The following is a 26,903-nucleotide window of genomic DNA, read 5'->3' as shown; positions in this document are numbered from 1 at the left end:
CCCACTTTCCATTCCTCCCGTCTATAGTAGTCTCATTGGGTATTTCTTTTATAATCATAATTGCCCCTTCAGAGAGTGATATGCGTACAGCCTTTGTGTGTTGTTTACTGGGATCGTTGTCCGTACTACCTGTATTTGCGCACGCTGATGATGGTGATAGCGACATCAGCGCAAAAGAGATCAAAACCTTGTTCTTTGGGCAGGATGAACGTGTGCTGGTTGATAATCCAACACAGTCCCCGTGGGATGCGATTGGGCAGCTGGAAACCGCCAGCGGCAATCTTTGCACTGCGACGTTGATTTCCCCCAACCTGGCGTTGACCGCCGGGCATTGTCTGCTGGAACCTCCGCGCGGTAAGCTGGATAAAGCCGTCGCGCTGCGTTTTATTTCGCAAAAAGGTATCTGGCGATATGAAATTCATGGCATTGAAGGACGGGTTGATGCCTCTTTAGGCAAGCGATTGAAACCCGATGGTGATGGCTGGATTGTTCCCGCATCCGCCGCACCGTGGGATTTTGGGCTGATTGTATTGCGCTACCCGCCTTCCGGTATCACGCCCATTCCATTATTTAGCGGCGATAAAGCGGATCTTACCGCGGCGCTCAAACAAGCTGACCGCAAAGTCACGCAGTCAGGTTACCCGGTCGATCATCTGGAATCACTGTACAGCCACCAGAACTGTGTGGTGACCGGCTGGGCGCAAACTTCGGTGCTTTCACATCAGTGCGATACGCTGCCCGGTGATAGCGGTTCCCCGCTACTGCTGAAAACCGACACCGGCTGGCAGGTTATTGCGGTGCAAAGCTCGGCGCCAGCGGCAAAAGATCGCTGGCGAGCGGATAACCGCGCGATATCGGTGACCGGTTTTCGTGACAAACTGGAAGCATTAGCGGCGGGAAATTAACGTTGTTGCTGCCCGATATCTCGGGCAGCGATCGCATCATGCGAGCTTAATCAGTACCATTCCAACCAAAAGCAGACCCAAACCGAACCAACCCTTTTTATTTAAGCGTTGGCCAAAAAGGATCCACCCCGCCGCAAGCGTCGCAGCGACACCGAATCCCCCCCAGATAGCATAAGCGACCGAAAGATCGATACCTTTTACCGCCTGCGACAGCGCGCTAAACGCGGCCAGGACGGCCACCAGCGACAGCACGCCATACACTTTACGACGGAAGCCGTCCGAGAATTTAAGGAAAATATTAGCGACAATTTCCAGGACAATGGAGCCTGCCAGCCACGCGCCGTGAACCCACTCAAACTGTTGCATGGTCCACCTCTTTATTCATGGCGTTGCGTTTGGTTGGCGCTTTGCGGGTGCCTGATTTAATCAGCACGATCCCGGCCACCAGCGTCAGCAAACCCGCGACTTTCATCACCGTCAGACTTTCATCGAACAATAAAACGCTGAACAAAGTAATCAGCAAAATGCCGATCCCTTCCCATAGCGCATAGGCTACGCCAAGGGCGATCTTTTTAATTGCAAACGAAAGGAAAATATAAGACAGCGCGATCATCGCCAACATCAAAATAAAACCGGTACTGCCATCACTTACACTTGCCCATTTCATAGACAATGTACCTGTAATTTCAGCAACAATGGCGAGGGCTAATAAAATCCAATAAAACATGGTGCTTCTCCTGCATGAGAATATAATCCATCGCAGTTTGCGAGAAACGCAAACCGATAAAAAATGATTAAAATTTAGCTCAAACGAAGAAGGAGACTAAAGCGCGTTGCGCCAGTGCTGCTCACCACAGAAGGCAGAAAAGGAAGGGAAAACAGAAGGTTTAGTAGAACGGTAGAACCTGAACATATTGTCCATAAAATTACAATTATCCGCGGTATTGCTTCTCATCGTTGCGGAATAAAATTGTCCTCAGTAGTTAAACACAGCTAATTTCTAGCATAGATGTCGAAATATCTCAAAATGTTTTCAAATCTTTACCAATGTTGTTTGATATGAATGCATGTATTATCGGTAAAAACCCAATTATGATAGCCATAATAGATTTTGGTGGAGTTAACTTAACATGTCCAGGCCTGTGATTACGCTTAATGGATTAAAACTTGTCATCATGCTGGGCATGCTGGTGATCATTCTGACGGGTATCCGCTTCGCCGCCGATATCATCGTGCCGTTCGTGCTGGCGCTGTTTATCGCCGTGATCCTCAATCCTGTGGTGATGCTGTTGGTACGTTGGCGAGTCCCCCGCGTGCTGGCCATTTCACTGCTGATAGGCGTCATCATTTTGGCCGTCGTTCTGCTGCTCGCCTCACTTGGAACCTCGCTTAACGAACTGACGCGCACCCTGCCGCAATACCGTTCTTCGCTTGCAGAGCCGTTATATAACCTGCAGCCCTGGATGCAACGTTTCGGCATCGGCGTCAGTCCTGACGAGTTAATCAAATATATCGATCCTAACGCCGCTATGACGCTGGTTTCCCGCCTGTTAACTCAGCTGTCAAACGCCATGTCGTCAATCTTTTTGCTGCTGTTAACCGTCGTCTTTATGCTGCTTGAAGTGCCGCAGCTGCCGTCAAAATTGCAGCAGATTATGTCTCGCCCCATCGAAGGAATGGCGGCCATTCAGCGCGCGCTCGATAGCGTATCGCACTATCTGGTGCTGAAAACGGCTATCAGTCTGGTAACCGGTTTAGTCGCCTGGGGCATGCTGGAACTGCTGGACGTCCGTTTCGCCTTTATCTGGGGGCTTTTAGCCTTCGCCCTAAACTACATTCCCAATATCGGCTCAGTGCTGGCAGCGATCCCCCCTATTCTTCAGGTGCTGGTGTTTAGCGGCTTTTACGACGCCCTTATCGTACTTGCGGGGTATCTGGTGATAAACCTTGTTTTTGGCAACATTCTCGAGCCTCGCATCATGGGGCGCGGTCTTGGACTCTCAACGCTGGTGGTATTTTTATCACTGATTTTCTGGGGGTGGCTGCTAGGGCCGGTAGGAATGTTACTGTCCGTTCCGTTAACCATCATCGTCAAAATTGCGCTTGAGCAAACGGAAGGCGGCAAAAGTATCGCTATTTTGCTAAGCGATCTGAGCAAATAAAGATCAGAATAACGACAGTAACAGCGCCACGGGGAAACTAAATGGCCATGTGGCGCCAATCAACAACGCGGCAATAAAGCGAATTGTGGGGCTTTCCTTGGTAAGAAACCAGGTGATAAAGGCGCAAATGACACTCATCACGGCGTAGAAGATGAGCATATGCTGATACAGCGTCACCAATTCAATCCTTCTAATTGATCGTTAAAGCCGCGCAATATGCTACGTTTTTTGACGCACATCAAGTTTTTCGCCGCTTTTCGCTCGAAACAATCCAGCACACAATCAATTTACTCTCTCATAAATTGATTGTGTGAATAATTAAAGGCAAAGCCAGGTTAGGCCGTTTCAGCCATTAATTCTGTGATTTGTCTTACGCTTAGCGTTTTACTTTGGAAGCGGCAAAGATGCTGTCGGCGGTTGGGTCGCTGACATAATGGTTTGGATCGTACTGGGGAACCAGATTGACCTTTTCAGCATCCCAGGCTTGGGCCAGACAGGCTGCCGTGAGCTGGCGACTATTGCCATCGCAGGTTGCAATACGACTCACCGAAAACCACGTACCAATGCCAATGGCTGCCGCAATTAATACCGTGGTAAAAATCAGACTTTTATTCATGACTCTAACTATGCTCAGTTTTTCAACGGCGCGGATCCTCGCACGTTGTTCCCGGCATGTCAAAAAAGAGGCGGCGCGCGGCAGGCAGAATGCCTACCGCGAAGGGGGTAATTAGTGCTTTACCATGACATGGCGAACCACGGTATAATCCTCAAGCCCATATACCGACATATCCTTGCCATAACCTGACAGCTTTTGCCCGCCGTGAGGCATTTCGCTGACCAACATGAAATGGGTATTCACCCACGTGCAGCCATATTGCAGGCGGGCGCTCAGGCGATGCGCACGCCCAACATCCTGCGTCCATATTGACGAGGCCAGGCCGTACTGGGAATCGTTAGCCCAGGCCAGCACTTGATCTTCATCCTCAAAGACGGTGACGCTAACGACTGGGCCAAACACTTCACGCTGCACAATATCGTCCTCCTGACGTGCTCCCGCGAGCAGCGTCGGTTGGAAGTAATAGCCCTTCCCCTCAACTTTCTCGCCCCCGGTCACCACCTTGATATGCGCCAGCAATTTTGCACGGGTTACCGCCTCGCTAACCCGTGCAAGGTGCGCCTGTGAGCTGAGTGGCCCCAGTTCCGTTGTCGGATCCTCTGGCGCGCCGAGCTTGATACTGGCAACGGCGGCACCTAATTTTTCCACCAGCTTGTCATAAACCTTCTTCTGCGCGTAGATACGGCAAGCGGCGGTACAATCCTGACCTGCGTTGTAATAGCCAAACGTTCTGACGCCTTCGACGACGGCATCAATATCGGCATCATCGAACACAATCACCGGCGCTTTGCCGCCCAGTTCCATATGCGTCCGTTTTATTGATGGCGCCGTGTGGGCAATAATATGCTCCCCGGTGGCAATAGAACCGGTTAACGACACCATCCGCACCAGGCAATGCCCGGTTAATGGATCACCGACAGTTTTGCCTCGGCCAAACACCACATTGAGTACGCCTGCTGGAAAGATATCTTTCGCCAGTTCGGCCAGTTTCAACACGGTGAGCGGGGTAATTTCTGATGGCTTAATCACCACGCAGTTGCCCGCTGCCAGGGCCGGAGCCAGCTTCCACGCCGCCATCATCAGTGGGTAATTCCACGGGGCAATGGACGCCACGACGCCCACCGGGTCACGTCGAATCATCGAGGTGTGCCCTTCAAGATATTCGCCGGCCGCCAGCCCATTTAAGCAGCGTGCCGCTCCGGCAAAAAAGCGGAACACATCGACTACGGCCGGAATTTCATCGTTAATTACACAGTGCAGCGGTTTTCCGCAGTTGAGCGACTCCAGTTTGGCAAAGGTTTCCGCGTGTTGTTCAATGAGGTCGGCGAGTTTTAATAAACACTCCGCACGGTGTTTCGGCGTGGTATGTCCCCACTGCTCAAACGCCCGGTCAGCGGCATGTACCGCGGCATCAACCTGTGCGGCAGATGCTTCGCTAATATTGAGCAGGATCTCGCCGGTTGCCGGGTTATACACCGGCTGTGACTCGCCTTCACCTGCCACCAGTTCACCGTTAATCAGTAACTTATGTTGCATAGCATGATCCTGTTTTATATTTAACGTCGTACTTCCGTGGAGGGGCCGTCGTCTTGTTGCGCCAGCCGCACCGTACAATTATCACCCTGTTTAAAAATAGACGGCGCCATGCGTCCCACCTGTGCGGATGTTAATAATTTGTACAGGTTGTGACCAGCAGCGCATTCCGCAAGCACGTCCAGTTGAAGCTGAATAAACAGGATTATAGACAAGGCGTTATCGGCCACAGGGACTATGCAAATTTCCTATGGCCTGAGGAGTACTTGAAGGGTTTTGCTTACTTTAAAAGCTGACGGATCAGATGCCCCAACGTTTCAACGGCCTTATCTTCCCTTTCCCCCCAGCCCCAGGCAGTGTTAAAGCGGAAAAAGGAGGCCCAGTTATCGGTCGTGGAGAACATCTTTCCCGGCGCGATACTGATGTGGTGCTCCAGCGCGCTGGCGCTTAGTTGGCCCGCATCAATGCCCGCTGGGAGTTCCAACCAAAGAAAGTAGCCGCTGTCGTTATGATGAATTTGTACTTCCGGCGGCAAAGAGCGCATCAGCGACTGCCAGGCCAGCTGTTTGCGCTCAGCCAGTTGGCGGCGCAGACGACGTAGATGGGCGTCGTAGCGTTTAGTCGCCAGATAATCCACCAGCGCCAGCTGCATCGGTGAACTGGTCGACAACGTACTCATTAGCTGTAAATGCTGAATGCGCCGCGCATGTTTGCCCGCCGCGACCCAGCCGATACGAAATCCCGGCACCAGGCATTTTGAAAATGAACTGCAATGCAGCGTCATATCGGTCTTGTCCCACGCCTTCGCGGGCAACGGTTTTTCGCGGCCAAAATAGAGTTCGCTGTAAACGTCATCTTCAATCAACGTCACGTTGTGCTCGCTTAGAGTGTCTATTAACCGGGCTTTCTTTTCAGGCGTAAGGGTAAAACCGAGCGGATTCTGGCTATTGGTCATCAGCCAGCAGGCTTTCACCGGATAGGTTTGCAGCGCCTGGACTAACGCATCGAGATCGATGCCCTCCTTCACATCGGTTGCCACCGACAAGGCTTTCAGCCTCAGACGTTCCAGCGCCTGTAATGCGCCGTAGAAACACGGATTTTCAACGATAACCCAGTCGCCCGGTTCAGTTACCGCTTGCAGGCTCAGGTTCAGCGCTTCCAGCGCCCCGGCGGTGATCACAATCTCATCCGGGGAGATGGTCATCCCCTGCAAGGCATAGCGGCGCGCAATCGCATGGCGCAGCTCATCGTTGCCCGGCGGCAGATTCTCAATCACGCTCATTGCGGTAGCGGTTTTACTCACCTGGGCCAGCGAACGGTTAAGTTGCGGTAAGGGAAATAATTTGGGGTCGGGAAACGCGGAGGCAAACGGCAGGACGGCAGCATTGCGGCTGGCCTGCAGGACTTCGAAAATATAGGTGTTGATATCAACGGCGTTATCCGGCATCACCTGTGCAGGTGCGGCGGTTTGCCGCGTTGCCACCATTCGCGGGGCCACATAGTAACCGGACTGAGGCCGCGCCACGATTCGCCCCTGGCTCTCCAGAAGCTGATACGCATGGCTGACGGTCATAAAACTCATCCCACTGTTCACCACCTGCTCACGAAGCGAGGGGAGCTTATCACCCGGTTGCCATACCCCGTGGGCAATCTGTTCCGTCATCTGCTGGGCGAGCTGCTGGTACTTTTTCATGGCGTTTCCCGGTTACGTGCTTGGTCGCCGCTATATTATATCAGCGTTAAAAATTATGCATTTTTATGTAACTGATATGAGTTTACGCCTTAACCTCAGTATTCGAGGCAAACAAAAAAATATTCTCTTTTTTTTGCATCCGTTTTCTTTGCTCAATCGTATTACTTCATGAGGGCGTATGAAGCCCTTCCCGAAAAACCTTATGAGGAAATGAAAATGAAAAAAATACTGCCATCACTTCTTTTCTCTGCACTGGTCATCAGCGGTGCAACCCACGCGGCAACAATGGACAATAGCACCGTCATGGTGGGCGGAGCGGCAATGTATCCGTCTAAAAATATTGTGCAAAATGCGCTGAATTCAAAAGATCACACGACCTTGGTTGCCGCGGTGAAAGCCGCAGGTCTGGTCTCAACGCTGGAAGGAAAAGGCCCCTTTACCGTTTTCGCGCCAACCAATACCGCGTTTGAGAAACTGCCTCCAGGCACCGTAGACTCGCTGCTTAAACCTGAAAATAAACAAAAATTAACGGCCGTATTAACCTATCACGTGGTCGCCGGGAAATACGATATGAAAGCCCTGCAACAGAAAATTAAGGCGGGCGGAGGGAAAGCAGAACTGAAAACGGTCAATGGCGAAGCGCTATGGATTATGGCAAACGGCCCGCACAACATCCAGCTGAAGGATGCTCGCGGCAATATCGCGAATATCAGTACTTATGATGTTAATCAGAGCAATGGCGTTATTGACGTTATTGATACCGTGCTGATGCCGTAAATTGTTACCTATACTGTGTTCAGCCACCTGTCCGGTGGCTGCACCTTTTAGGGACACCGATGACAATTAACTCAGCGCATATCCATGCAGGCTTAATGAGCCAGATTGCCTGTGGCGATAAACAGGCTCTGGAACTGCTGTATAAAACAATATCACCCCGATTATTCGGGATTATTTTGCGGATTGTCAGGCGGCGTGACTGGGCTGAAGAGATCCTTCACGATACGTTCATTCACATCTGGCAGTCTGCACTCTACTACGACGACAAACGTAGCGAACCGCAAATCTGGCTTAACCATATCGCCAGAAACCGCGCGATCGATTATCTGCGTAAGCATGACAATCGGTGTTGCTCCGTCGAGGAGATTAGCGAGGCGGAAGACATGTTGCGCGCACCTTTAGCTGAGGACGACTTTCATCCCGAAGCGAAGAAACTGCATCATTGCATGGAGCATCTTCCGGCAGAACAGCGTCAAAGCATCGCTCTGGCCTATTATCGCGGGCTGTCTCAAACAGAAATTGCGCTTTCGTTGAACCAGCCTGAAGGTACCGTCAAGAGTTGGATCCGCCGTGCGCTTATCCATCTCAGGGAGTGCATCGGCTTATGAACACACACAATACGGATGCCATTTTAGCCGCAGAATATGTGCTTGGGCTGGTGGATGAACAAACTCGCCAGCATCTCGACAAGCGGCTTAACGAAGACGAAGCCTTTGCGAAGCAGGTCTGGCACTGGCAAACTGCGTTTAGCGGTGTGGATGCGATTACGCCGGAAAGCGTACCTTCCCCCGAAATATGGCAAAAAATCGCGCAAAAAATTCAGCGACAAAAATCACCGACGGCAAAATTGCGCCCTTCTATGTGGCTGGGTTGGGCAATGGCCGCGGCACTCGCTGGAGTACTGGTTCTCACCTATCTACAAAAACCCGATACGCCATCTTCCCTGCGGCCGATTGCCATCCTCAGCGGCAGCCAATCGAATTCACAATTTGTGGTAAGCCTCGATAAATCAGCGCGGATGATGCAGGTGGTGGCGTTGAACACGACGCTTCCCGAAGCCAAAAACCTGCAATTATGGCTGATTAAAGGCAATAATCCGCCGCACTCTATAGGGCTGATTACGCATCAGGAACACAACGAATTCCAGCTCCCCGCCGGGCTAGTGGATAACCAGAGCACGCTTGCAATAAGTCTCGAACCGGTTGGCGGTTCCAGGCTTAAAGGGCCTTCAGGGCCGGTGTTGTTCGTCGGAAAAGTCGATTTGCCGGGATAGTGAGTACGGGTCGAAGGGTTATGCGGGAGAAACTAAGTTCGTTCACTCTGGATCCTTAAGCGAACGAACTGCGACATCATCCGTTTAAAGCGCGGTTAGCGCATGACGCAATGACGTGGTTTTTGCAGAAATATCAGTGGAGCCCAAGACGCCAGGCAAAATCGATCTCTTCTTTAAGCTCAATGGAGGACAGCGACATCAGATCGGCAAATTCTAACTCAAGCTGTTTAACACGTTTGAGATACTGAGCGGGGCTTAAGGGTGTGGTTTCACGGCGGAGATATTCGATGGCCAGCTGTGCAGGTGTAAACAAGGTTTCCATAACTTCCTCTTAGGTGTGGACGACTAAAACCCAGTATAACACGCCTTGCTGATTATTTTTTGACCAAAAGCAAACGCCAGCCAATAAAAAACCGCCGGGATAAAATCCCCGGCGGTTTATCGTCTCGCGTGTAAAATTTACAGCGCTTTCAGAATGGCGTCGACGCTTGCCTTCGCATCGCCGAACAGCATCTGCGTATTCTCTTTAAAGAACAGCGGGTTCTGCACCCCGGCGTAACCGGTATTCATCGAGCGTTTAAAGACAATAACGTTCTGCGCCTTCCACACTTCCAGCACCGGCATCCCGGCGATTGGGCTTTTCGGATCGTCCAGCGCCGCAGGGTTTACGGTATCGTTCGCGCCGATAACCAGCACGGTGTCGGTATCGGAGAAGTCATCGTTGATTTCATCCATTTCCAGCACGATATCGTAAGGAACCTTCGCTTCTGCCAGCAGCACGTTCATATGGCCCGGCAGACGCCCGGCAACCGGGTGAATACCGAAACGCACCTTGATGCCGCGCGCGCGCAGTTTCTCAGTGATTTCAGCAACCGGATACTGCGCCTGTGCCACCGCCATGCCGTAGCCTGGGGTGATGATGACCGAGTGCGAATCCTTGAGCATTTCTGCGGTCTCTTCGGCACTGATTTCACGGTGCTCGCCGACTTCTTCGTCACCTCCCGCTGAGGAACCGTCGGTACCAAAGCCACCGGCGATTACGCTGAAGAAGGAGCGGTTCATCGCTTTACACATGATGTACGACAGGATGGCCCCTGAAGAACCCACCAGCGCACCGGTCACGATCAGCAGGTCGTTGCTGAGCATAAAGCCCGCCGCTGCCGCAGCCCAACCGGAGTAGGAGTTCAGCATGGAAACCACCACCGGCATATCCGCGCCGCCGATAGACGCCACCAGGTGCCAGCCGAAGGCCAGCGCGATAACGGTCATGATCAGCAGACACAGTACCTGCGTCGCCGTGCTGTCGGTGCGCACAAAGGCGATCAGCAGCAGCAGAGAAACCACCAGTGCCGCCAGGTTCAGCTTATGACGGTTTGGCAGCATCAGCGGCTTGGAGGACATCTTGCCGCACAGTTTGCCGAACGCCACAACGGAGCCGGTAAAGGTTACCGCGCCGATGAAGATCCCGAGGAACACTTCGGTCAGATGAATATTGACCAGAATCGGATCCATACCGGTTTCATGTTGCAGATAGCTGTTAAAGCCCACCAGCACCGCCGCCAGACCGACAAAGCTGTGCAGAATCGCAACCAGCTCCGGCATTTCGGTCATTTCAACTTTCTTCGCCAGACGAATACCGATTGCGCCGCCGATAACCATCGCCAGCAGGATCCAACCTACACTGTGGCTATCCGGCCCCAAAATGGTCGCAATTAAGGCAATCGCCATCCCGGCAATACCGAAGTAGTTACCACGTTGGGACGTTTCGTGTTTTGACAGCCCTGCCAGACTACAAATAAATAAGATCGCGGCAACAATGTATGCAGCAGTCACTAATCCACCAGACATTTGTTACCCCTTATCCTTTGCGGAACATTTTCAGCATGCGCTGAGTGACGGTGAAACCACCAAAAATATTGATGCTGGCGATCAGTACCGCGATAAAACTCAGGAAGCTAACCCAGCCGCCGTGGCCAATTTGCAGCAGCGCGCCCACCACGATAATGCCGGAAATGGCATTGGTGACCGACATCAGCGGCGTATGCAGCGCATGCGAAACGTTCCACACCACGTAGTAACCCACCACGCAGGAGAGCGCAAAGACCGTAAAGTGACCGAGGAACTCTTTAGGTGCGACGTTTGCCAGCCAACCGAACAGAATGATTGCCAGCGCCATCAGCGCATATTTGCGCCACGAGGAAGCCGGTTTTTCCGCTTCTTTTGGCGTTTCAACCGCTTTTGGTGCCGCCTGTGGCTGTGCCGAAACCTGAATCGGTGGCGCAGGCCAGGTGACTTCACCCTCACGGATCACCGTCACGCCGCGCACAACCACATCGTCAAAATCAATAGTGACGGTGCCGTCTTTTTCTTTGCACAGCAATTTCAGCAGGTTAACCAGGTTGGTGCCGTAGAGCTGGGATGACTGCGTTGGCAGACGACCGGCCAGGTCGGTATAACCAATCACCTTCACGCCGCTGGCGGTGGTGATGATTTCATTCGCCACGGTATATTCGCAGTTACCGCCGTTTTGCGCCGCCAGATCGACAATCACGCTGCCCGGCGTCATCGAATCTACCATTTCACGGGTGATAAGCTTCGGTGCCGGTTTACCCGGGATAAGCGCCGTGGTGACGATGATATCGACCTCTTTTGCCTGAGCGGCAAACAGCGCCATTTCTGCGGCGATAAACGCTTCGGACATCACTTTCGCGTAACCGTCGCCGCTACCGGCCTCTTCTTTAAAATCCAGCTCAAGGAACTCGGCGCCCATACTCTGCACCTGTTCTTTCACTTCTGGACGGGTATCGAACGCGCGCACGATAGCTCCGAGGCTGTTTGCCGCACCGATTGCCGCAAGCCCCGCGACGCCCGCACCAATAACCATCACTTTGGCTGGCGGAACCTTCCCGGCGGCGGTAATTTGGCCGGTGAAGAAGCGACCAAATTCATGGGCCGCTTCAACAATGGCGCGATAGCCGGCGATATTCGCCATTGAGCTTAACGCATCCAGCGACTGGGCGCGGGAGATGCGCGGCACCGAGTCCATTGCCATCACGTTGATTTGGCGCGCGGCAAGTTTTGCCATCAGCTCGGCGTTTTGCGCCGGCCAAATGAAGCTGATTAACGTCGTGCCGGGATTGAGATTCGGGATCTCTTCATCCAGCGGCGCGTTCACTTTCAGGATAACATCGGATTGCCAGACGGCTTCGCCTGAGACAATTTCTGCGCCAGCCTGCACAAATGCATCGTCATCAAAACTGGCGAGCTTTCCAGCGCCAGTCTCAATTGCCACGCTAAAACCGAGTTTAAGCAGCTGCTCTACCGTTTTCGGCGTCGCTGCGACCCGCGTTTCCTGGGCCCACCTCTCTTTTGGTACACCAATACGCATAACTATTCCCTTCCATCGGTTCTTATATGATGGTTTGCCATTTGCCAGCATGTTGCGCCTGACCCGTTGCATCTAACAGGCGAACAACCTGAATAAATAAAACAGTAACAAACTGACTATAACCTACTGAAAATACCGACTGTGATCTAGCGCCAAAAAATACTATTTTTGCATTAACTGCCAAATAATGAGTTCAGCGGGCTACAAACAGCGATATTTACCCCGATTTGCTTAGCGAGCCTCATAATTCGCTTCCTCAGCTCGGGAAAACATGATTTTTCGCGGGCGCGATCGGCAAATTAACATCCCATTAACTTAAAAAAGTCATATGGTTGACCGCTTTTAGTGGTCAAGCGCCCGTTTTTTCAACATATCAGGAAAAGTTATTCAAAACCGTCACTGGGTTCGCATCTGACATTAAAAATGACGCAGACAGTTGCATCGTTTCAATGCCATAATCAGACGTTTTCCCATAATTAACATTTCCCGAATTTGGTTTGCGCAAGGCGAAGGATTATTTTTATGAAGCTTAAGAACACCCTCCTCGTGTCCGCCATGTTGTGTGCCGCGGCGATGTCCGCTCATGCAGCCACTGAGCTGACCCCGGAGCAAGCGTCCGCACTGAAACCTTATGACCGCGTTGTCATCACCGGTCGTTTTACCGCCATTGGCGATGCCGTGCAGGCCATGTCCCGCAAAGCAGACAAAGAAGGCGCAGCCTCTTTTTACGTGGTCGACACCTCAGACTACGGTAACAGCGGCAACTGGCGCGTTACGGCAGATTTCTATAAAGAGGATGCCGCCAAAGCCGAAGCTCCGAAAAACCGCGTGATCAACGGCGTGATGGAGTTACCAAAAGACCAGGCCGTGGCGTTAGTTCCTTTTGACACCGTGACCGTGCAGGGCTTCTATCGCAGCCAGCCAGATGTTAACGATGCCATCACCAAAGCGGCGAAGGCGAAAGGAGCGGCTTCCTTCTTTATCGTGCGTCAGGTTGATGCCAACGACGGCGGCAACCAGCGCGTCACCGCGTATATCTATAAAGCCGATGCGAAAAAACGCGTTCTGCAAAGCGCTGATGCAATTCCTGCGAATTCCGAGGCTGGCCGTAAAGCGTTAGCTGAAGGCGGTGAAGCGGCTAAACAGGTTGAGATCCCAGGCGTAGCAAGCTCTTCCGCAGTGGGTGCTGGCACCGGCGTCGGCCTGTTCTATGAAACTCAGTCGTCGAAAGGTGGACGTTACAGCGTCACGTTACCGAACGGTACTAAAGTTGAAGAACTGAACAAAGCTGCCGCTGCGCAGATGATTCCTTTCGACAGCATCAAGTTCACCGGTAACTACGGCAACATGACCGAAGTGTCCTACCAGGTGGCGAAGCGCGCTGCGAAGAAAGGTGCGAAGTACTACCACATTACGCGTCAGTGGCAGGAACGTGGCGGTAACGTCACTATCAGCGCAGATTTGTATAAGTAATCTGTTCGACGCCAAGGCACATTTGTGCAGATTGCCGGATGGCGGCTACGCCTTATCCGGCCTACACAAACCGGTAGCCCGGACGAGGCGTAAGCCGACTCCGGGGAAGCATCGAACGTTAAGGCGACACTCGCCGCCTTTTTTACGCCTTTCCGCCATACATTGTTGCATGTATGCATCGCTCTCCGTAAAATCGCCGCCTCAGCGCAATCCCCCATGTTTATGCGATTTCGCCAAATAAATATTCTCCTTCTTCTCTTTCCACGACAGGAATCACATGGAAAAGAAATTAGGGCTTAGCGCCCTGACGGCTTTGGTTCTGAGTTCTATGCTCGGCGCAGGCGTTTTTAGCCTTCCACAAAACATGGCGCAGGTTGCCAGCCCCGCCGCACTGCTGATTGGCTGGGCGATTACCGGCGTCGGCATTCTCTTTCTCGCTATCGCCATGCTGGTGCTGACCCGCATTCGTCCCGATCTGGACGGTGGCATTTTCACCTATGCGCGCGAAGGCTTTGGCGAACTGGTTGGTTTTTGCTCGGCGTGGGGTTACTGGCTTTGTGCGGTTATTGCTAACGTCTCCTATCTGGTGATCGTTTTCTCGGCCCTAAGTTTCTTTACCGACACCCCGGAACTGCGCCTATTCGGCGACGGAAATACCTGGCAATCAATTGTCGGCGCTTCGGTGCTGCTGTGGGTGGTGCATTTTCTGGTGTTGCGCGGGGTGCAGACCGCCGCCAGTATTAATCTGGCAGCGACGCTTGCGAAGCTCGTGCCGCTTGGGCTTTTTATCGTCCTGGCGGCAATCGCCTTTAACAGCGATGTCTTTACCCTTGATTTCCACGGCCTCGAGTTAGGCGTGCCGGTATGGGAGCAGGTGAAAAATACCATGCTCATCACCTTGTGGGTGTTTATCGGCGTGGAAGGCGCAGTCGTGGTTTCCGCGCGAGCGCGTCACAAAAAAGATGTTGGCCGCGCGACCCTGCTGGCGGTTATCTCCGCGTTAAGCGTCTATCTGCTGGTCACATTGCTGTCGCTGGGCGTGGTGGCGCGTCCCGAGCTTGCGGAAATGCGCAATCCCTCCATGGCCGGAATTATGGTACGGATGATGGGCTCCTGGGGCGAGATTGTGATTGCCGCCGGGCTGATTGTCTCCGTCTGCGGCGCTTACTTAAGCTGGACCATTATGGCCGCGGAAGTCCCGCTGCTGGCGGCAACGCACAAAGCCTTCCCGCGTATTTTTGCCCGTCAGAATGCCAACAACGCGCCGTCTGCCTCACTGTGGTTAACCAACCTTAGCGTGCAGGCCAGTCTGGTGCTCATCTGGCTGACCGGTTCGGATTACAATACCCTGCTGACCATTGCTTCCGAGATGATTCTGGTGCCGTATTTCCTCGTTGGCGCCTTCTTATTGAAAATAGCTCAGCGCCCGCTGCATAAGGTGATTGGTGTCGGTGCCTGCATTTATGGCTTATGGTTATTGTATGCTTCCGGGCCAATGCATCTGCTGCTGTCGGTGGTGCTGTATGCGCCGGGATTATTAGTCTTTATTTATGCACGACGTACTCATGACGATAACGTTTTGTTGAAGCGCCGCGAACTGGCTTTGATTGGTCTGCTTCTGATTGCCTCCGTGCCCGCAACGTGGATGCTGGTGAGGTAACGAGTGGGCAATATGGAGATAATGATGGAAAACAGGCAATCCCCTCCCATCCTGATTACCGGTGGCGCGCGTCGTATCGGCCTTGCCCTCGCCCATCATTTTCTCAGCCGTCAGCAGCCGGTGATGGTGAGCTATCGCACCTGGTACCCGTCGATAGACGTTTTGCGTGAAGCGGGCGCGGTGTGCATCCAGGCTGATTTCGCTAGCGACGAAGGCATTAATGCCTTTGCCGAGAGTGTCAGAGCGCACGCCCCCCGGCTGCGCGGCATTATTCATAACGCCAGCGACTGGGTGGCGGAAACCCCCAACGCCTCGCTTAGCCACGTTCTGAACGCGATGTTGCAAATTCACGTTCACGCGCCCTATTTGCTTAACCATGCGCTGGACGATTTGTTGCGCGGTCAAGGACATGCGCAAGGCGATATTATCCACTTTACGGATTATGTGGTGGAGCGCGGCAGCGACAAACACATTGCCTACGCCGCCAGTAAAGCCGCCCTCGACAATATGACCCGCTCGTTTGCCCGCAAGCTGGCGCCAGAGGTGAAGGTCAACGCCATTGCCCCCGCGTTAGTTATGTTTAACGACAGCGATGATGAAGAATATCGCCAGAAAGCGCTCAATAAGTCGTTGATGAAAACCGTCGCCGGCGAAAACGAGATCATCAATCTGGTCAATTATATTCTCGGCAGCCGCTACGTCACCGGGCGGACGTTCGCCGTTGATGGCGGACGACCGCTGGTTTAGTGAAAACGTCCCCACAGGAAAATCAGCAGCCAGGCGCTAAGTCCCCAGCAGGCTACCGCGCCTGCGAGCGCCATCGGCAAGCGCATCATGCCGGTGAAGTACCACAAGGAAAGTAGGTAGAGGAAGTACGGAATGATTGACCACATGCCAAACACGATGGTGGCACGCAGCGCCTCGGTACCTCGCTCGCTGGCGACAATGTAATGCGCGATGAGCGCAAAGGTGGGGAATAGCGGGATAAGCCCGGCAATGGCATAGTTTTTGGTTTTCGCCAGCACACCTATTAGGACCACGACCAGCGCGCCAAGCAGCGCCTTTATTAACAACCCCATTTCATTATTCACTCAAAAACAACATGTGGTTCCAGCATAACGGAAGCGCTTATCTTTATGAATAGAAAGCATCTATTCATCACGTTAACTTATTGGCCCTAAAATTGATCCATCACAACCCATAGGTATGATGAATCCTTACAATCGTCATACTCATTTAGTCTTACCTCTCCATCATTAAGGCCACCGTTTTGTCCAGACTACGCCGCACCTTATTTGCGCTGCTAACCTGCGTCCCTCTCCTGGCTTATGCCTCCGCCCCGACAGAAATCACCACCGCATGGCCGGTTAACGTAGGGCCCTTAAATCCTCACCTTTATACGCCTAACCAGATGTTCGCCCAGAGCATGGTTTACGAACCGCTGGTGAAGTATCAAGCCGATGGCACGGTCAAACCGTGGCTGGCAAAAAGCTGGAGCCACTCGGCTGACGGGAAAGTCTGGTGTTTCACACTTCGTGATGATGTGACCTTCTCCAACGGCGAAATCTTTGACGCGAAGGCGGCCGCGGAAAACTTCCGCGCGGTGCTAGATAACCGACAGCGCCACGCCTGGCTGGAGCTGGTTAATCAGATTGTTGACGTCAAGGTGCTTGGCAAAACGGAACTGCAAATCACGCTGAAAGAGGCTTATTATCCTTTCCTGCAAGAGCTGGCGTTGCCCCGCCCGTTCCGTTTTATCGCCCCCTCACAGTTTAAAAATAATGGCACGATGAACGGCATTAAAGCGCCGATTGGCACCGGGCCATGGGTGCTGCAAGACTCGAAACTCAACCAGTACGATGTACTGGTACGTAACGAGCACTACTGGGGAGAAAAACCGCCCATCCAGAAGATTACGGTCAAGGTCATCCCCGACCCCACAACGCGTGCGGTGGCGTTTGAAACCGGCGATATTGACCTGCTGTACGGTAATGAAGGCCTGCTGCCGCTCGATACTTTCGCCCGCTTTACCCACAATCCTCAATACCGTACCCAACTTTCCGCTCCGGTTGAAACGGTGATGCTGGCGTTAAACTCAGCCAAAGTGCCGACCAACGAGCTGTTAGTACGCGAAGCGCTGAACTATTCAGTTAATAAAAAATCCCTTATCGACAACGCGCTGTACGGCACCCAGCAGGTTGCCGATACGCTGTTTGCGCCGTCAGTGCCGTACGCCAATATTGGCCTTAAACCTCGACAATACGATCCCCATCACGCCAGCGAACTGCTGGAACAAGCCGGCTGGACGCTCCCTGCCGGGAAAGACATTCGTGAAAAGGCGGGCAAACCGCTACACATTGAGCTGGCGTATATTGGCACCGATGCGCTCAACAAATCGATGGCGGAAATTGTGCAGGCCGATATGCGCAAAATTGGCGTCGATGTCACGTTAGTGGGCGAAGAAGAAAGCAGTATTTATGCGCGTATGCGGGATGGCCGCTTCGGCATGATTTTCTCGCGAACCTGGGGCGCGCCCTACGATCCGCATGCATTTATGAGCTCAATGCGCGTGCCTTCACACGCGGATTATCAGGCGCAGCAGGGTCTGGCGGATAAGGCTATTATCGATAAAGAGATTGGCGTTGTGCTGACCACCACCGATGAGGCCGTGCGCAAATCACTGTATCGCGACATTCTGACCCGTTTACATCACGATGCGGTTTACCTGCCCATTAGCTATATGTCGATGATGATCGTGGCCAAACCCGCGCTGGGATCGATTCCCTACGCGCCCATCACCTCTGATATTCCCTTCGAACAGATAACTCCGGTAACCCGCTGATGCTACGTTATATCTTGCGGCGAATCATGCTGCTCATTCCGATGATTTTCGCCGCTTCGGCAATCATCTTCCTGATGCTCCGTCTGGGAACGGGCGACCCGGCACTCGATTACCTACGCCTGTCAAATCTTCCGCCCACACCGGATATGCTCGCTTCCACGCGCATTATGCTTGGGCTGGAAAAACCGCTTATCGTGCAGTTCGGCAGCTGGTTATGGAAAGCGCTGCATCTGGATTTCGGCGTCTCCTTCGCCACACAGCGTCCGGTGCTGGATGACATAATGGCCTTCCTGCCCGCCACCCTCGAGCTTGCCGGTGCCGCCCTGGTGCTGATCCTGCTGACCTCCGTCCCGCTGGGTATTTGGGCGGCACGTCACCGTGACCAGCTCCCCGACTTTATGGTGCGGGTTATCGCCTTTCTTGGTGTTTCGATGCCCAATTTCTGGTTGGCCTTCCTGCTGGTGATGTTTTTCTCCGTACACCTGAGATGGTTACCCGCGCTGGGATATGGCGGTTGGCAACATATTGTTTTACCGGCAGTTTCAATCGCCTTTATGTCGCTTGCGATTAATGCCCGTCTGCTGCGCGCCAGTATGCTGGAGGTGGCTGGGCAGCGGCATGTCACCTGGGCGCGCTTGCGCGGCTTAAGCGACAAACAAACCGAACGCCGCCATATTCTGCGTAATGCTTCGCTGCCGATGATTACCGCGGTTGGCATGCACATTGGCGAACTGATTGGCGGCACGATGATTATCGAAAATATCTTTGCCTGGCCGGGCGTCGGGCGCTATGCCGTCTCTGCCATATTTAACCGGGACTATCCGGTTATTCAATGCTTTACCCTGATGATGGTGGTGGTGTTTGTGTTCTGTAACCTGCTGGTGGATGTGTTAAACGCCGGGCTGGATCCACGCATTCGCCGTCATGAAGGAGCCCATTCGTGAAATTTTTCCTCTCCGCGCGCGGGTCCGTGCAATTTGCCCTCATCATCATCACCTTACTGGCGCTTGTTGCCCTCACCGGGCAGTGGTGGCTGCCATTTGATCCGCAGGCGATTGATTTACCGTCACGGTTATTATCACCCGATAGCCATCACTGGTTGGGAACGGATCATCTGGGGCGTGATATTTTCTCCCGTCTGCTGGCAGCGACGCGCGTTTCGCTGGGCTCGGTGCTGGCCTGCTTGCTGTTAGTGCTGGCGCTGGGGCTAATTATCGGCGGTAGCGCCGGACTTCTCGGTGGTCGCATCGATCAGCTCACCATGCGTGTCGCCGATATGTTTATGACCTTCCCGACCTCTATCCTCTCCTTTTTTCTGGTTGGCGTTCTTGGAACCGGGCTGACCAATGTCATCATCGCCATCGCTCTGTCGCACTGGGCCTGGTATGCGCGCATGGTTCGCAGCCTGGTTATCTCCCTACGTCAGCGTGAATTTGTGCTGGCCTCTCGTTTGTGTGGCGCAGGCCATGTGCGTGTGTTTGTCGATCATCTTGCCGGTGCCGTACTTCCTTCACTGTTGGTACTGGCGACGCTGGATATTGGCCATATGATGCTGCACGTGGCGGGCATGTCTTTCCTTGGCCTCGGCGTAACGGCGCCCACCGCTGAATGGGGCGTGATGATTAACGACGCCCGTCAGTATATCTGGACCCAGCCGCTGCAAATGTTGTGGCCGGGGCTGGCGCTGTTTATTAGCGTGATGGCGTTTAACCTTTTGGGCGACGCCCTGCGCGATCATCTGGATCCGCATCTGGACACGGAGCATGCTCACTGATGCCACAACACATTGAACTGCAAGATCTTGTTTTGCATGCCGAACGCCCGCTGGTCGACGGCGTATCGCTCAGATTGACGCGCGGTCGCGTACTGGCGTTGGTGGGCGGCAGCGGCAGCGGAAAATCACTGACCTGCGCCGCCATGCTCGGTATTTTACCCGCAGGTGTCCGGCAGTCCGCAGGAAAAATACGGATGGACGGTGAGCCAGTTTCACCAGCGTCCCTGCGCGGGGTGAACGTCGCCACGATTATGCAAAACCCACGCAGCGCCTTTAATCCCCTGCATACGATGGCCGCACATGCGCGTGAAACCTGCCACGCACTGGATAAGCCATCAGACGACCACGCGCTCATAGCCGCGCTTAACGCGGTAGGCTTAGACGACGCGGCGCGGGTGTTAAAGCTCTATCCATTCGAAATGAGCGGCGGCATGCTGCAACGCATGATGATCGCCATGGCGGTATTGTGCGATGCGCCGTTTATCATCGCGGATGAGCCGACCACCGATCTGGATGTGGTCGCTCAGGCGCGGATTCTCGATTTGCTCGATAACATTATGCAAACACGTTCACCCGGCATGCTGCTGGTGACGCATGATATGGGCGTCGTGGCGCGATTAGCTGACGATGTCGCGGTGATGGATAGCGGCAATATTGTCGAACTTACCGATGTCGACACCGTCTTCAGCGCACCGCAACATCCCGTCACTCGCCGTCTGGTCTCGGCACATCTGGCGCTGTACGGTATGGAGCTTACCTTATGACATTACTTCGCGTATCAGCGCTTTCCCATCATTATGCGCGCAGCAATCTTTACGGGCAGCCTCAACACCAGGCGGTGCTAAAAGAGATTTCCCTGGAACTCCAGCCCGGTGAAAGCGTTGCGCTTTTAGGACGTAGCGGCTGCGGCAAAAGTACTCTGGCACGCCTGCTGGTCGGCCTGGAGTTGCCCTCGCAGGGCACCATCAGCTGGCGCGGCGAATCGCTTTCCCGACTCAATAGTGCACAGCAAAAAGCCTTCCGTCGTGATATTCAGATGGTTTTCCAGGATTCAATCAGCGCGGTCAATCCGCGTAAAACCGTGCGCGAGATTTTACGCGAGCCGATGCGCCACCTTTTGTCGCTACCAAAAGCGGAGCAATTAGCGCGAGCCAGTGAAATGCTCAAAGCCGTGGAGCTGGACGACAGCGTGCTGGATAAACGCCCACCACAACTGAGCGGCGGACAACTGCAACGCGTGTGTCTGGCACGCGCGATGAGCGTGGAACCTAAACTGCTCATTCTCGATGAGGCAGTGTCGAATCTCGATCTGGTGTTGCAAGCAGGCGTTATTCGTTTACTCAAAAAACTCCAGCGGCAGTTCGGTACCGCCTGCCTGTTTATCACCCACGATTTACGTCTGGTTGAACGCTTTTGCCAGCGGGTGATGGTGATGGACGAGGGACAAATTGTTGAGACACTCACACCAGGTGACACATTAACCTTTTCCTCCGACGCCGGTCGTGTGCTACAAAAAGCGGTACTTCCCGCCTTCCCCGCGCGCCGAAATAAGGTTTAAGCCATATGCAACGTGTCACTATTACCCTTGATGATGATTTACTGGAAATGCTGGATGCGTTAAGCCAGCGTCGAAGCTATAACAATCGCTCTGAAGCCATTCGCGATATTCTGCGTAACTCGCTGGCGCAAGAAACCACGCAACAGCATGGCACCCAGGGTTATGCCGTGCTCTCGTACGTTTACGAACATGAGAAGCGTGATTTAGCCAGCCGCCTGGTGTCAACTCAGCATCATCACCACGATCTTAGCGTTTCCACGCTGCACGTACATATCAATCACCATGACTGTCTGGAAATTGCGGTGCTCAAGGGAGATATGGGGGATGTACAGCATTTTGCCGATGATGTTATCGCGCAGCGCGGTGTACGCCACGGGCACTTACAGTGCCTACCCGACGGTGAATGATTTGTCCCTGTGATATTTGCGTTTTTTTCGGTATCGTAGCGTTTTTCCCTCAGTGCGTAGAGTAATGAACAAGATCGTTTATGTTGAGGATGATCCCGATGTTGGGGCGTTGATCGCCGCCTATCTGGGTAAGCATGATATGGATGTCATCGTTGAGCCGCGCGGCGACAACGCAGAGGTCACCATTGCCCGGGAAAAACCCGATCTGGTGCTGCTGGATATTATGCTGCCAGGAAAAGACGGTATGACGCTGTGTCGCGATCTGCGCGGCCAGTGGCAAGGGCCGATTGTGCTGCTTACCTCACTGGACAGCGATATGAACCATATTTTGTCGCTGGAAATGGGCGCCAACGACTATATCCTTAAAACGACGCCACCCGCCGTGCTGCTGGCGCGTTTACGTCTGCACCTGCGTCAGAATCCTTCAGGCAACAATAATGCCCCGTCAACACAATCGACCTTAATGCCGCACAAGGCGCTGCGTTTCGGCACGCTATCCATTGATCCAGTGAATCGTCAGGTGCTACTGAGCGGTGAAAATATTGCGCTCTCAACGGCTGATTTCGATCTGTTATGGGAAATGGCAACCCATGCGGGTCAGATAATGGACCGCGATGCATTGCTGAAAAACCTGCGTGGGGTGAGCTATGACGGAATGGACAGGAGCGTGGACGTGGCGGTATCGCGCCTGCGTAAGAAACTGCTCGATAGCGCAACGGAGCCTTACCGCATAAAAACCGTGCGAAATAAGGGCTACCTGTTCGCCCCGCACGCCTGGGAATAAGAACATGGCCAGCAGCATTTTATGCTGGTGTTAAAATTATAACCCTCGAGAACTTTCTCACCACCCAGTGCCAAAATAACGTATTCGCTCTGCCATCTGCGCTAATTTTGCGCAGATGGCAGCATTTTATAAAATTCAACTAGCCGAGTAATTCGGCGGTATTCACGCCGCGCGCAAATCCGGCTTCCAGCAGACCTAACTAATGCCTGCATAGTGCCCCCCTGTATATTTAAAAGCCAATTTACGCAGGCTGTAGCGTGATAACAAGCTACTGATATTAATATATGAATATGCCCTCCAGCTCAGCGAACAAAATGGCACAAAGACACACTTTTTGTATGCCAATCTGGTGTTTTTATCTTTATAATCCGCCCCGGACTCTTATCCATACTGGATAAGAGGTAATTTATCGAAACAACTCTTCCGGCATTTCAGGTGCTGAATGGGGCAAGAGGCTTACAAGATGTTCACCACGCTCGCGTATATTGTGCTTTTTTTAGTCTGTTCATGGGGTATATTCCAGATAGATCGTAAAAGCCATTCATTATCTCGCTCAGTTTTTATCGCTATTTTTATAGGTGCTGTTATTGGCCTATCGCTACATTTTATCCCCGCTGACAGCAGTAAGACCGTCATTGACTGGTACGGTATTATCGGCAATGGCTATGTAAATTTATTAAAGCTGGTCGCGGTTCCGCTGATCTTTATCTCTATTCTTTCGGCGATTAATAAACTCGAAAACAATGCCGGGATCGGCAAAATGTCGCTGACCATCGTCGCCTGTATGCTGTTGCTGGTGATGGTGGCGGGCTTTGTCGGCCTCATGACCGCGCACCTTATCGGGCTGGACGCCAGCGCGTTTGGGCATATGCAGTCAACGCTCACCGCCGATGATGTCAGCAAAACCGCAGCCGTATCACTCCCGCAATTACTGACTTCGCTTATTCCAACGAACCTCTTTCTCGATCTAACCGGTGCCCGCAGCGTATCGGTGATTGGTATTGTGATATTTACTCTGCTGGCCGGCGTTGCTTTACTCAAAGTGAAGAAAGAGGCTCCAGAAGAAGGTGCTAAATTAAGCGCCGGTATCAATGCCATTCAGATTTGGGTCATGAAGATGGTGCGCATCGTTATTGCGCTGACGCCTTATGGCGTCATGGCCTTAATGGCTAAGGTCTTTTCAACCTATCAACTGGCGCAATTTACCAGCCTGCTCGGCTTTATTGCCGCCTGTTATCTGGCGGTAGCGATGATGTTTATCGTACACGCGATTATTCTGCTCCTGAGCGGCCATAATCCTCTGCACTATTATAAAACCGTCTGGCCGGTACTGACCTTCGCTTTTGTTTCCCGCAGCAGCGCCGCCGCCATTCCTCTGGCAATTTCCGCACAGGAAAAATTCGGTGTTCCGAGCACCATCGCCAATATTGCGGCTTCGTTTGGTTCAAGTATGGGGCAAAACGGCTGCGCGGGGATTTACCCGGCGATTATGGTCGCAATGATTGCGCCAACGATGGGGATCGATCCTTTATCATTGCATTTCCTGGCGACCCTGCTTCCCGCGATTGCGCTGGGTTCAATCGGCGTTGCCGGTGTTGGCGGCGGCGGAACCTTCGCGGCCCTGATTGTGCTGTCGACGCTGAATTTCCCGGTCGCACTGGTGGGTATTTTTATTGCTATTGAACCGATCGTTGACATGGCGCGTACCGCGCTAAATGTAAATGGTTCGATGATGTCTGGAGTGATTGCCAGCCGTGTGCTGGATAAGCAAGAAACACAGGCACAGCCAGGCGTAACGCTTAATTGATGAACACTGCCTCAGCGCCCTGAACGCTGAGGCATTTCATTTTTTAGTGACCATGTAAATACTGAGTCGCCGAGGAATAGACCTTTTTCGCCATTTTATCCGCACGCATAAAATAGAACGTTGTCAGGAATAGCCCAATCAAAAACGGTACTTCATACAACTCTTCCATCAAATCAGCATAATGCACATCACGCACAAATAGCGGTGCCAACAGACGATGATGCTCGACCGTATCGGAAATTAAGAACGTCAGGACCGTCACCGCCAGCAGCCATACCGGAATGGAATTTTCCTTCATTCTGCGCGCAATTTCTTTGCGCAAGGAAGATGACAGCAGGCTCAGCAATAATCCGCCGACCAAAATAACCGAGATAATTCTAAAGACGATATGCGGTACTTCCGGGAAGTAAGCGCGTCCCCAACTGGTGCTGCGCCCAAGCAGTACGATCCACCACATGACTGCCCACATCCAGAACTGTTTTTCACCCTTAGGTCGGGAATACGGTTTGATATACCAGGCGGTGAAGAGCGCGCCAAACAGCAACCATAGGGCCTGCACATTTTCAATCTGTGTCACAACCGCCCCGCCGAGAAGTGGAATTTGCCAGTCGGCCGCCAGAGGCAACAACGCGGAGAGCACAACAAGGCCAATTACCGGTATCGTGATTTGCGTATCAAGTTTCATAGATTAAAAAGCCATATTAAGAATATGCCTATCATCCTAAAAGTTAATGTTGATTAGCTATTAGCAAAGCATGCCTTTTTCTTAAGGTTATCTTAATGTTCGCATGAAAAGTGAAACGTCTTGCTGAGAAATGCGACAAAAGCACGGGCATCAAGCGTTGGTGAATGCATAAATACGCCATAGCGTGTACTCTGATGGGTCTATGCCTCGGCAGTGAAGCTGCGTAAGCTAACTTATTGAACGTTCGGTGATTTTCCATGAAAAAGCTGTTTGTGCAGTTTTACCTCTTATTATTTGTCTGCTTCCTGGTGATGACCATGCTGGTCGGCCTGGTCTACAAATTCACTGCCGAACGCGCGGGTCGTCAATCTCTTGACGATTTAATGAAAAGCTCCCTGTACCTGATGCGCAGTGAGCTGCGTGAAATTCCGCCGCGTAACTGGAGCAAAACCCTTAACGAACTCGATTTGAACCTGTCGTTTGACCTGCGGATTGAGCCACTGAGTAAATTCAACCTCGAAGACAGCGCCATGCGGCATTTGCGGGCCGGTGATATCGTCGCACTCGACGATCAGTACACCTTTATTCAACGTATTCCGCGCAGCCACTATGTTCTGGCCGTCGGCCCCGTGCCCTATCTCTACTTTATGCATGAGATGCGGATTCTGGATATTGCGCTGATGGCCTTCATCGCCATATCGCTGGCCTTTCCGGTATTTATCTGGATGCGCCCACACTGGCAGGACATGCTCAGGCTGGAAAGTGCCGCGCAGCGTTTCGGTGAGGGGCATCTGGGCGAGCGAATACACTTTGATAGCATGTCGAGTTTTGAACGTCTTGGCGTGGCGTTTAATCAGATGGCCGACAATATCAACGCGCTGATTGCCAGCAAAAAACAGCTCATTGACGGCATCGCCCACGAACTGCGCACGCCGCTGGTGCGTTTACGCTACCGCCTGGAGATGAGCGAAAATCTTACCGAGGCCGAATCACAGGCGCTCAATCGTGATATCGGGCAGCTGGAAGCGCTGATAGAAGAGTTGCTCACCTACGCCCGCCTCGACCGGCCACAAACTGAACTGTCGTTGACCACTCCCGACCTGCCGGGCTGGGTGGCGGCCCACGTTGAGGATGTTCAGTCGGTAACGCCGCAGCGCGAGGTCGTGCTCGGGCAGTTAACGCGCGGTGATTATGGCGCGCTGGATATGCGCTTGCTGGAGCGCGTGCTGGATAATCTGATTAATAACGCGATGCGCTACAGCCAGCGTAAAATCCAGGTCAGCCTCACGTTGAACGGCGCTAAAGCGTGTTTACAGGTCGAAGATGATGGCCCGGGTATCGCCATCAGCGAACGCGAGCGCGTTTTTGAGCCGTTCGTTCGTCTGGATCCGAGCCGCGATCGGGCAACCGGTGGCTGTGGATTAGGTTTGGCTATTGTGCACTCTATCGCTGTGGCAATGGGCGGACAGGCCAGCTGTGAAGAAAGCGCGCTGGGCGGCGCCTGTTTCCGTTTAACGTGGCCTATTTACCATCACATCTCCCTTCCCGCGGCTAGTTGACTGGAGA

Annotated in this window: 28 protein-coding genes; 17 read left to right on the top strand and 11 right to left on the bottom strand. The window is 52.9% G+C overall.

All coding sequences use genetic code 11. The annotated features are described in order from the left end of the window. Positions 1–80: 80 nt before the first annotated feature. Positions 81–905, top strand: a complete 825-nt coding sequence (locus ACIPDS_RS03740; protein WP_166513903.1) for a serine protease — start codon at positions 81–83, stop codon at positions 903–905. 36 nt (positions 906–941) lie between these two features. On the opposite strand, the gene mdtI is transcribed toward ACIPDS_RS03740, so the two are convergent. Together mdtI and mdtJ are read right to left on the bottom strand one after the other, a co-directional pair. Beyond that, complete coding sequence (gene mdtI / locus ACIPDS_RS03735) at positions 942–1,271, bottom strand: multidrug/spermidine efflux SMR transporter subunit MdtI (protein WP_166513904.1); 330 nt, start codon at positions 1,269–1,271, stop codon at positions 942–944. Then, a complete protein-coding gene (gene mdtJ / locus ACIPDS_RS03730; RefSeq protein WP_166513905.1) occupies positions 1,258–1,632 on the bottom strand; it encodes a multidrug/spermidine efflux SMR transporter subunit MdtJ in 375 nt (124 codons plus the stop codon). The genes mdtI and mdtJ overlap by 14 nt, the downstream gene beginning before the upstream one ends. A gap of 403 nt (positions 1,633–2,035) precedes the next feature. On the opposite strand from mdtJ, the gene ACIPDS_RS03725 reads away from it, so the two are divergent. Beyond that, positions 2,036–3,067 carry an AI-2E family transporter gene (locus tag ACIPDS_RS03725; RefSeq protein WP_166513906.1) on the top strand — a complete coding sequence of 344 codons (1,032 nt, stop codon included), beginning with the start codon at positions 2,036–2,038 and terminating at the stop codon, positions 3,065–3,067. Between the two features lie 3 nt (positions 3,068–3,070). On the opposite strand, the gene ACIPDS_RS03720 is transcribed toward ACIPDS_RS03725, so the two are convergent. The 4 genes from ACIPDS_RS03720 to ACIPDS_RS03705 form a co-directional block, all read right to left on the bottom strand. Then, the gene (locus ACIPDS_RS03720; RefSeq protein ID WP_166513907.1) at positions 3,071–3,244 is read right to left on the bottom strand and encodes a GhoT/OrtT family toxin; all 174 of its coding nucleotides are present in this window, start codon (positions 3,242–3,244) and stop codon (positions 3,071–3,073) included. A 199-nt stretch (positions 3,245–3,443) separates the two neighbouring features. Continuing rightward, a complete protein-coding gene (locus tag ACIPDS_RS03715; protein ID WP_400732706.1) occupies positions 3,444–3,683 on the bottom strand; it encodes a hypothetical protein in 240 nt (79 codons plus the stop codon). A 111-nt stretch (positions 3,684–3,794) separates the two neighbouring features. Beyond that, entirely contained in the window at positions 3,795–5,219 is a 1,425-nt protein-coding gene (patD, locus tag ACIPDS_RS03710) for an aminobutyraldehyde dehydrogenase (RefSeq protein ID WP_400732704.1), read from the bottom strand. A 277-nt stretch (positions 5,220–5,496) separates the two neighbouring features. After that, the gene (locus ACIPDS_RS03705) at positions 5,497–6,909 is read right to left on the bottom strand and encodes a PLP-dependent aminotransferase family protein (protein WP_400732701.1); all 1,413 of its coding nucleotides are present in this window, start codon (positions 6,907–6,909) and stop codon (positions 5,497–5,499) included. 216 nt (positions 6,910–7,125) lie between these two features. Here ACIPDS_RS03705 and ACIPDS_RS03700 point away from each other — a divergent pair, with 216 nt between their 5' ends. From ACIPDS_RS03700 to ACIPDS_RS03690, 3 genes are read left to right on the top strand one after another with little or no spacing between them, the layout of a single operon-like run. Next, positions 7,126–7,686 carry a fasciclin domain-containing protein gene (locus ACIPDS_RS03700; RefSeq protein WP_400732698.1) on the top strand — a complete coding sequence of 187 codons (561 nt, stop codon included), beginning with the start codon at positions 7,126–7,128 and terminating at the stop codon, positions 7,684–7,686. A gap of 59 nt (positions 7,687–7,745) precedes the next feature. Further along, positions 7,746–8,294 carry a sigma-70 family RNA polymerase sigma factor gene (locus ACIPDS_RS03695; protein ID WP_400732696.1) on the top strand — a complete coding sequence of 183 codons (549 nt, stop codon included), beginning with the start codon at positions 7,746–7,748 and terminating at the stop codon, positions 8,292–8,294. Next, positions 8,291–8,959: an anti-sigma factor domain-containing protein gene (locus tag ACIPDS_RS03690; RefSeq protein WP_400732694.1), complete on the top strand. Its 669-nt coding sequence runs from the start codon at positions 8,291–8,293 to the stop codon at positions 8,957–8,959. Before ACIPDS_RS03695 ends, ACIPDS_RS03690 begins: the two co-directional genes overlap by 4 nt. 133 nt (positions 8,960–9,092) lie before the next feature. Here the strand turns inward: ACIPDS_RS03690 and ACIPDS_RS03685 are convergent, their stop codons facing one another. The 3 genes from ACIPDS_RS03685 to pntA form a co-directional block, all read right to left on the bottom strand. Beyond that, entirely contained in the window at positions 9,093–9,281 is a 189-nt protein-coding gene (locus ACIPDS_RS03685) for a YdiH family protein (protein ID WP_166513914.1), read from the bottom strand. 137 nt (positions 9,282–9,418) lie between these two features. Beyond that, positions 9,419–10,807 (bottom strand): Re/Si-specific NAD(P)(+) transhydrogenase subunit beta, encoded by a 1,389-nt coding sequence (gene pntB / locus ACIPDS_RS03680; RefSeq protein ID WP_400732691.1) that lies wholly within the window; start codon positions 10,805–10,807, stop codon positions 9,419–9,421. Between the two features lie 10 nt (positions 10,808–10,817). Continuing rightward, a complete protein-coding gene (gene pntA / locus ACIPDS_RS03675; protein ID WP_400732688.1) occupies positions 10,818–12,347 on the bottom strand; it encodes a Re/Si-specific NAD(P)(+) transhydrogenase subunit alpha in 1,530 nt (509 codons plus the stop codon). Between the two features lie 522 nt (positions 12,348–12,869). Between pntA and ydgH the strand changes: the two genes are divergently transcribed. The 3 genes from ydgH to folM all read left to right on the top strand — a co-directional run bounded on the left by ydgH (position 12,870) and on the right by folM (position 16,227). Then, a complete protein-coding gene (gene ydgH / locus ACIPDS_RS03670; protein WP_166513917.1) occupies positions 12,870–13,820 on the top strand; it encodes a DUF1471 family protein YdgH in 951 nt (316 codons plus the stop codon). Positions 13,821–14,097: 277 nt separating this feature from the next. Continuing rightward, positions 14,098–15,480: an amino acid permease gene (locus ACIPDS_RS03665; protein WP_400732686.1), complete on the top strand. Its 1,383-nt coding sequence runs from the start codon at positions 14,098–14,100 to the stop codon at positions 15,478–15,480. 24 nt (positions 15,481–15,504) lie between these two features. Continuing rightward, positions 15,505–16,227 carry a dihydromonapterin reductase gene (gene folM, locus ACIPDS_RS03660; protein ID WP_400733452.1) on the top strand — a complete coding sequence of 241 codons (723 nt, stop codon included), beginning with the start codon at positions 15,505–15,507 and terminating at the stop codon, positions 16,225–16,227. On the opposite strand, the gene ACIPDS_RS03655 is transcribed toward folM, so the two are convergent. Next, positions 16,224–16,559, bottom strand: a complete 336-nt coding sequence (locus tag ACIPDS_RS03655) for a GlpM family protein (protein ID WP_153742960.1) — start codon at positions 16,557–16,559, stop codon at positions 16,224–16,226. The genes folM and ACIPDS_RS03655 overlap by 4 nt on opposite strands. A gap of 176 nt (positions 16,560–16,735) precedes the next feature. Between ACIPDS_RS03655 and nikA the strand changes: the two genes are divergently transcribed. The 8 genes from nikA (at position 16,736) to ACIPDS_RS03615 (ending at position 24,652) form a co-directional block, all read left to right on the top strand. Next, entirely contained in the window at positions 16,736–18,322 is a 1,587-nt protein-coding gene (gene nikA / locus ACIPDS_RS03650; protein WP_400733449.1) for a nickel ABC transporter substrate-binding protein, read from the top strand. Then, positions 18,322–19,266 carry a nickel ABC transporter permease subunit NikB gene (gene nikB / locus ACIPDS_RS03645; RefSeq protein ID WP_400732683.1) on the top strand — a complete coding sequence of 315 codons (945 nt, stop codon included), beginning with the start codon at positions 18,322–18,324 and terminating at the stop codon, positions 19,264–19,266. The genes nikA and nikB overlap by 1 nt, the downstream gene beginning before the upstream one ends. Continuing rightward, positions 19,263–20,096: a nickel ABC transporter permease subunit NikC gene (gene nikC / locus ACIPDS_RS03640; RefSeq protein WP_400732681.1), complete on the top strand. Its 834-nt coding sequence runs from the start codon at positions 19,263–19,265 to the stop codon at positions 20,094–20,096. The genes nikB and nikC overlap by 4 nt, the downstream gene beginning before the upstream one ends. Further along, complete coding sequence (gene nikD / locus ACIPDS_RS03635; RefSeq protein WP_400732679.1) at positions 20,096–20,860, top strand: nickel import ATP-binding protein NikD; 765 nt, start codon at positions 20,096–20,098, stop codon at positions 20,858–20,860. Before nikC ends, nikD begins: the two co-directional genes overlap by 1 nt. Next, positions 20,857–21,654: a nickel import ATP-binding protein NikE gene (gene nikE / locus ACIPDS_RS03630; protein ID WP_400732677.1), complete on the top strand. Its 798-nt coding sequence runs from the start codon at positions 20,857–20,859 to the stop codon at positions 21,652–21,654. The genes nikD and nikE overlap by 4 nt, the downstream gene beginning before the upstream one ends. 5 nt (positions 21,655–21,659) lie before the next feature. After that, complete coding sequence (nikR, locus tag ACIPDS_RS03625) at positions 21,660–22,061, top strand: nickel-responsive transcriptional regulator NikR (protein WP_166513924.1); 402 nt, start codon at positions 21,660–21,662, stop codon at positions 22,059–22,061. Between the two features lie 64 nt (positions 22,062–22,125). Beyond that, positions 22,126–22,845, top strand: a complete 720-nt coding sequence (rstA, locus tag ACIPDS_RS03620; protein ID WP_400732674.1) for a two-component system response regulator RstA — start codon at positions 22,126–22,128, stop codon at positions 22,843–22,845. 487 nt (positions 22,846–23,332) lie between these two features. Beyond that, on the top strand, positions 23,333–24,652 hold the full coding sequence (locus ACIPDS_RS03615; protein WP_400733447.1) for a cation:dicarboxylate symporter family transporter: 1,320 nt from the start codon (positions 23,333–23,335) through the stop codon (positions 24,650–24,652). Between the two features lie 43 nt (positions 24,653–24,695). Here the strand turns inward: ACIPDS_RS03615 and ACIPDS_RS03610 are convergent, their stop codons facing one another. Continuing rightward, a complete protein-coding gene (locus tag ACIPDS_RS03610; RefSeq protein WP_400732672.1) occupies positions 24,696–25,337 on the bottom strand; it encodes a hypothetical protein in 642 nt (213 codons plus the stop codon). Between the two features lie 257 nt (positions 25,338–25,594). Here ACIPDS_RS03610 and rstB point away from each other — a divergent pair, with 257 nt between their 5' ends. Then, positions 25,595–26,896: a two-component system sensor histidine kinase RstB gene (gene rstB / locus ACIPDS_RS03605; RefSeq protein WP_400732669.1), complete on the top strand. Its 1,302-nt coding sequence runs from the start codon at positions 25,595–25,597 to the stop codon at positions 26,894–26,896. Positions 26,897–26,903: the final 7 nt, after the last annotated feature.

The sequence above is a fragment of the Kluyvera sp. NPDC087067 genome, from assembly GCF_044745165.1.
Classification (GTDB): Bacteria; Pseudomonadota; Gammaproteobacteria; order Enterobacterales; family Enterobacteriaceae; genus Kluyvera.
Note: the sequence above shows the minus strand (reverse complement) of the source record. Positions and strands in the feature narration are given on the sequence as shown.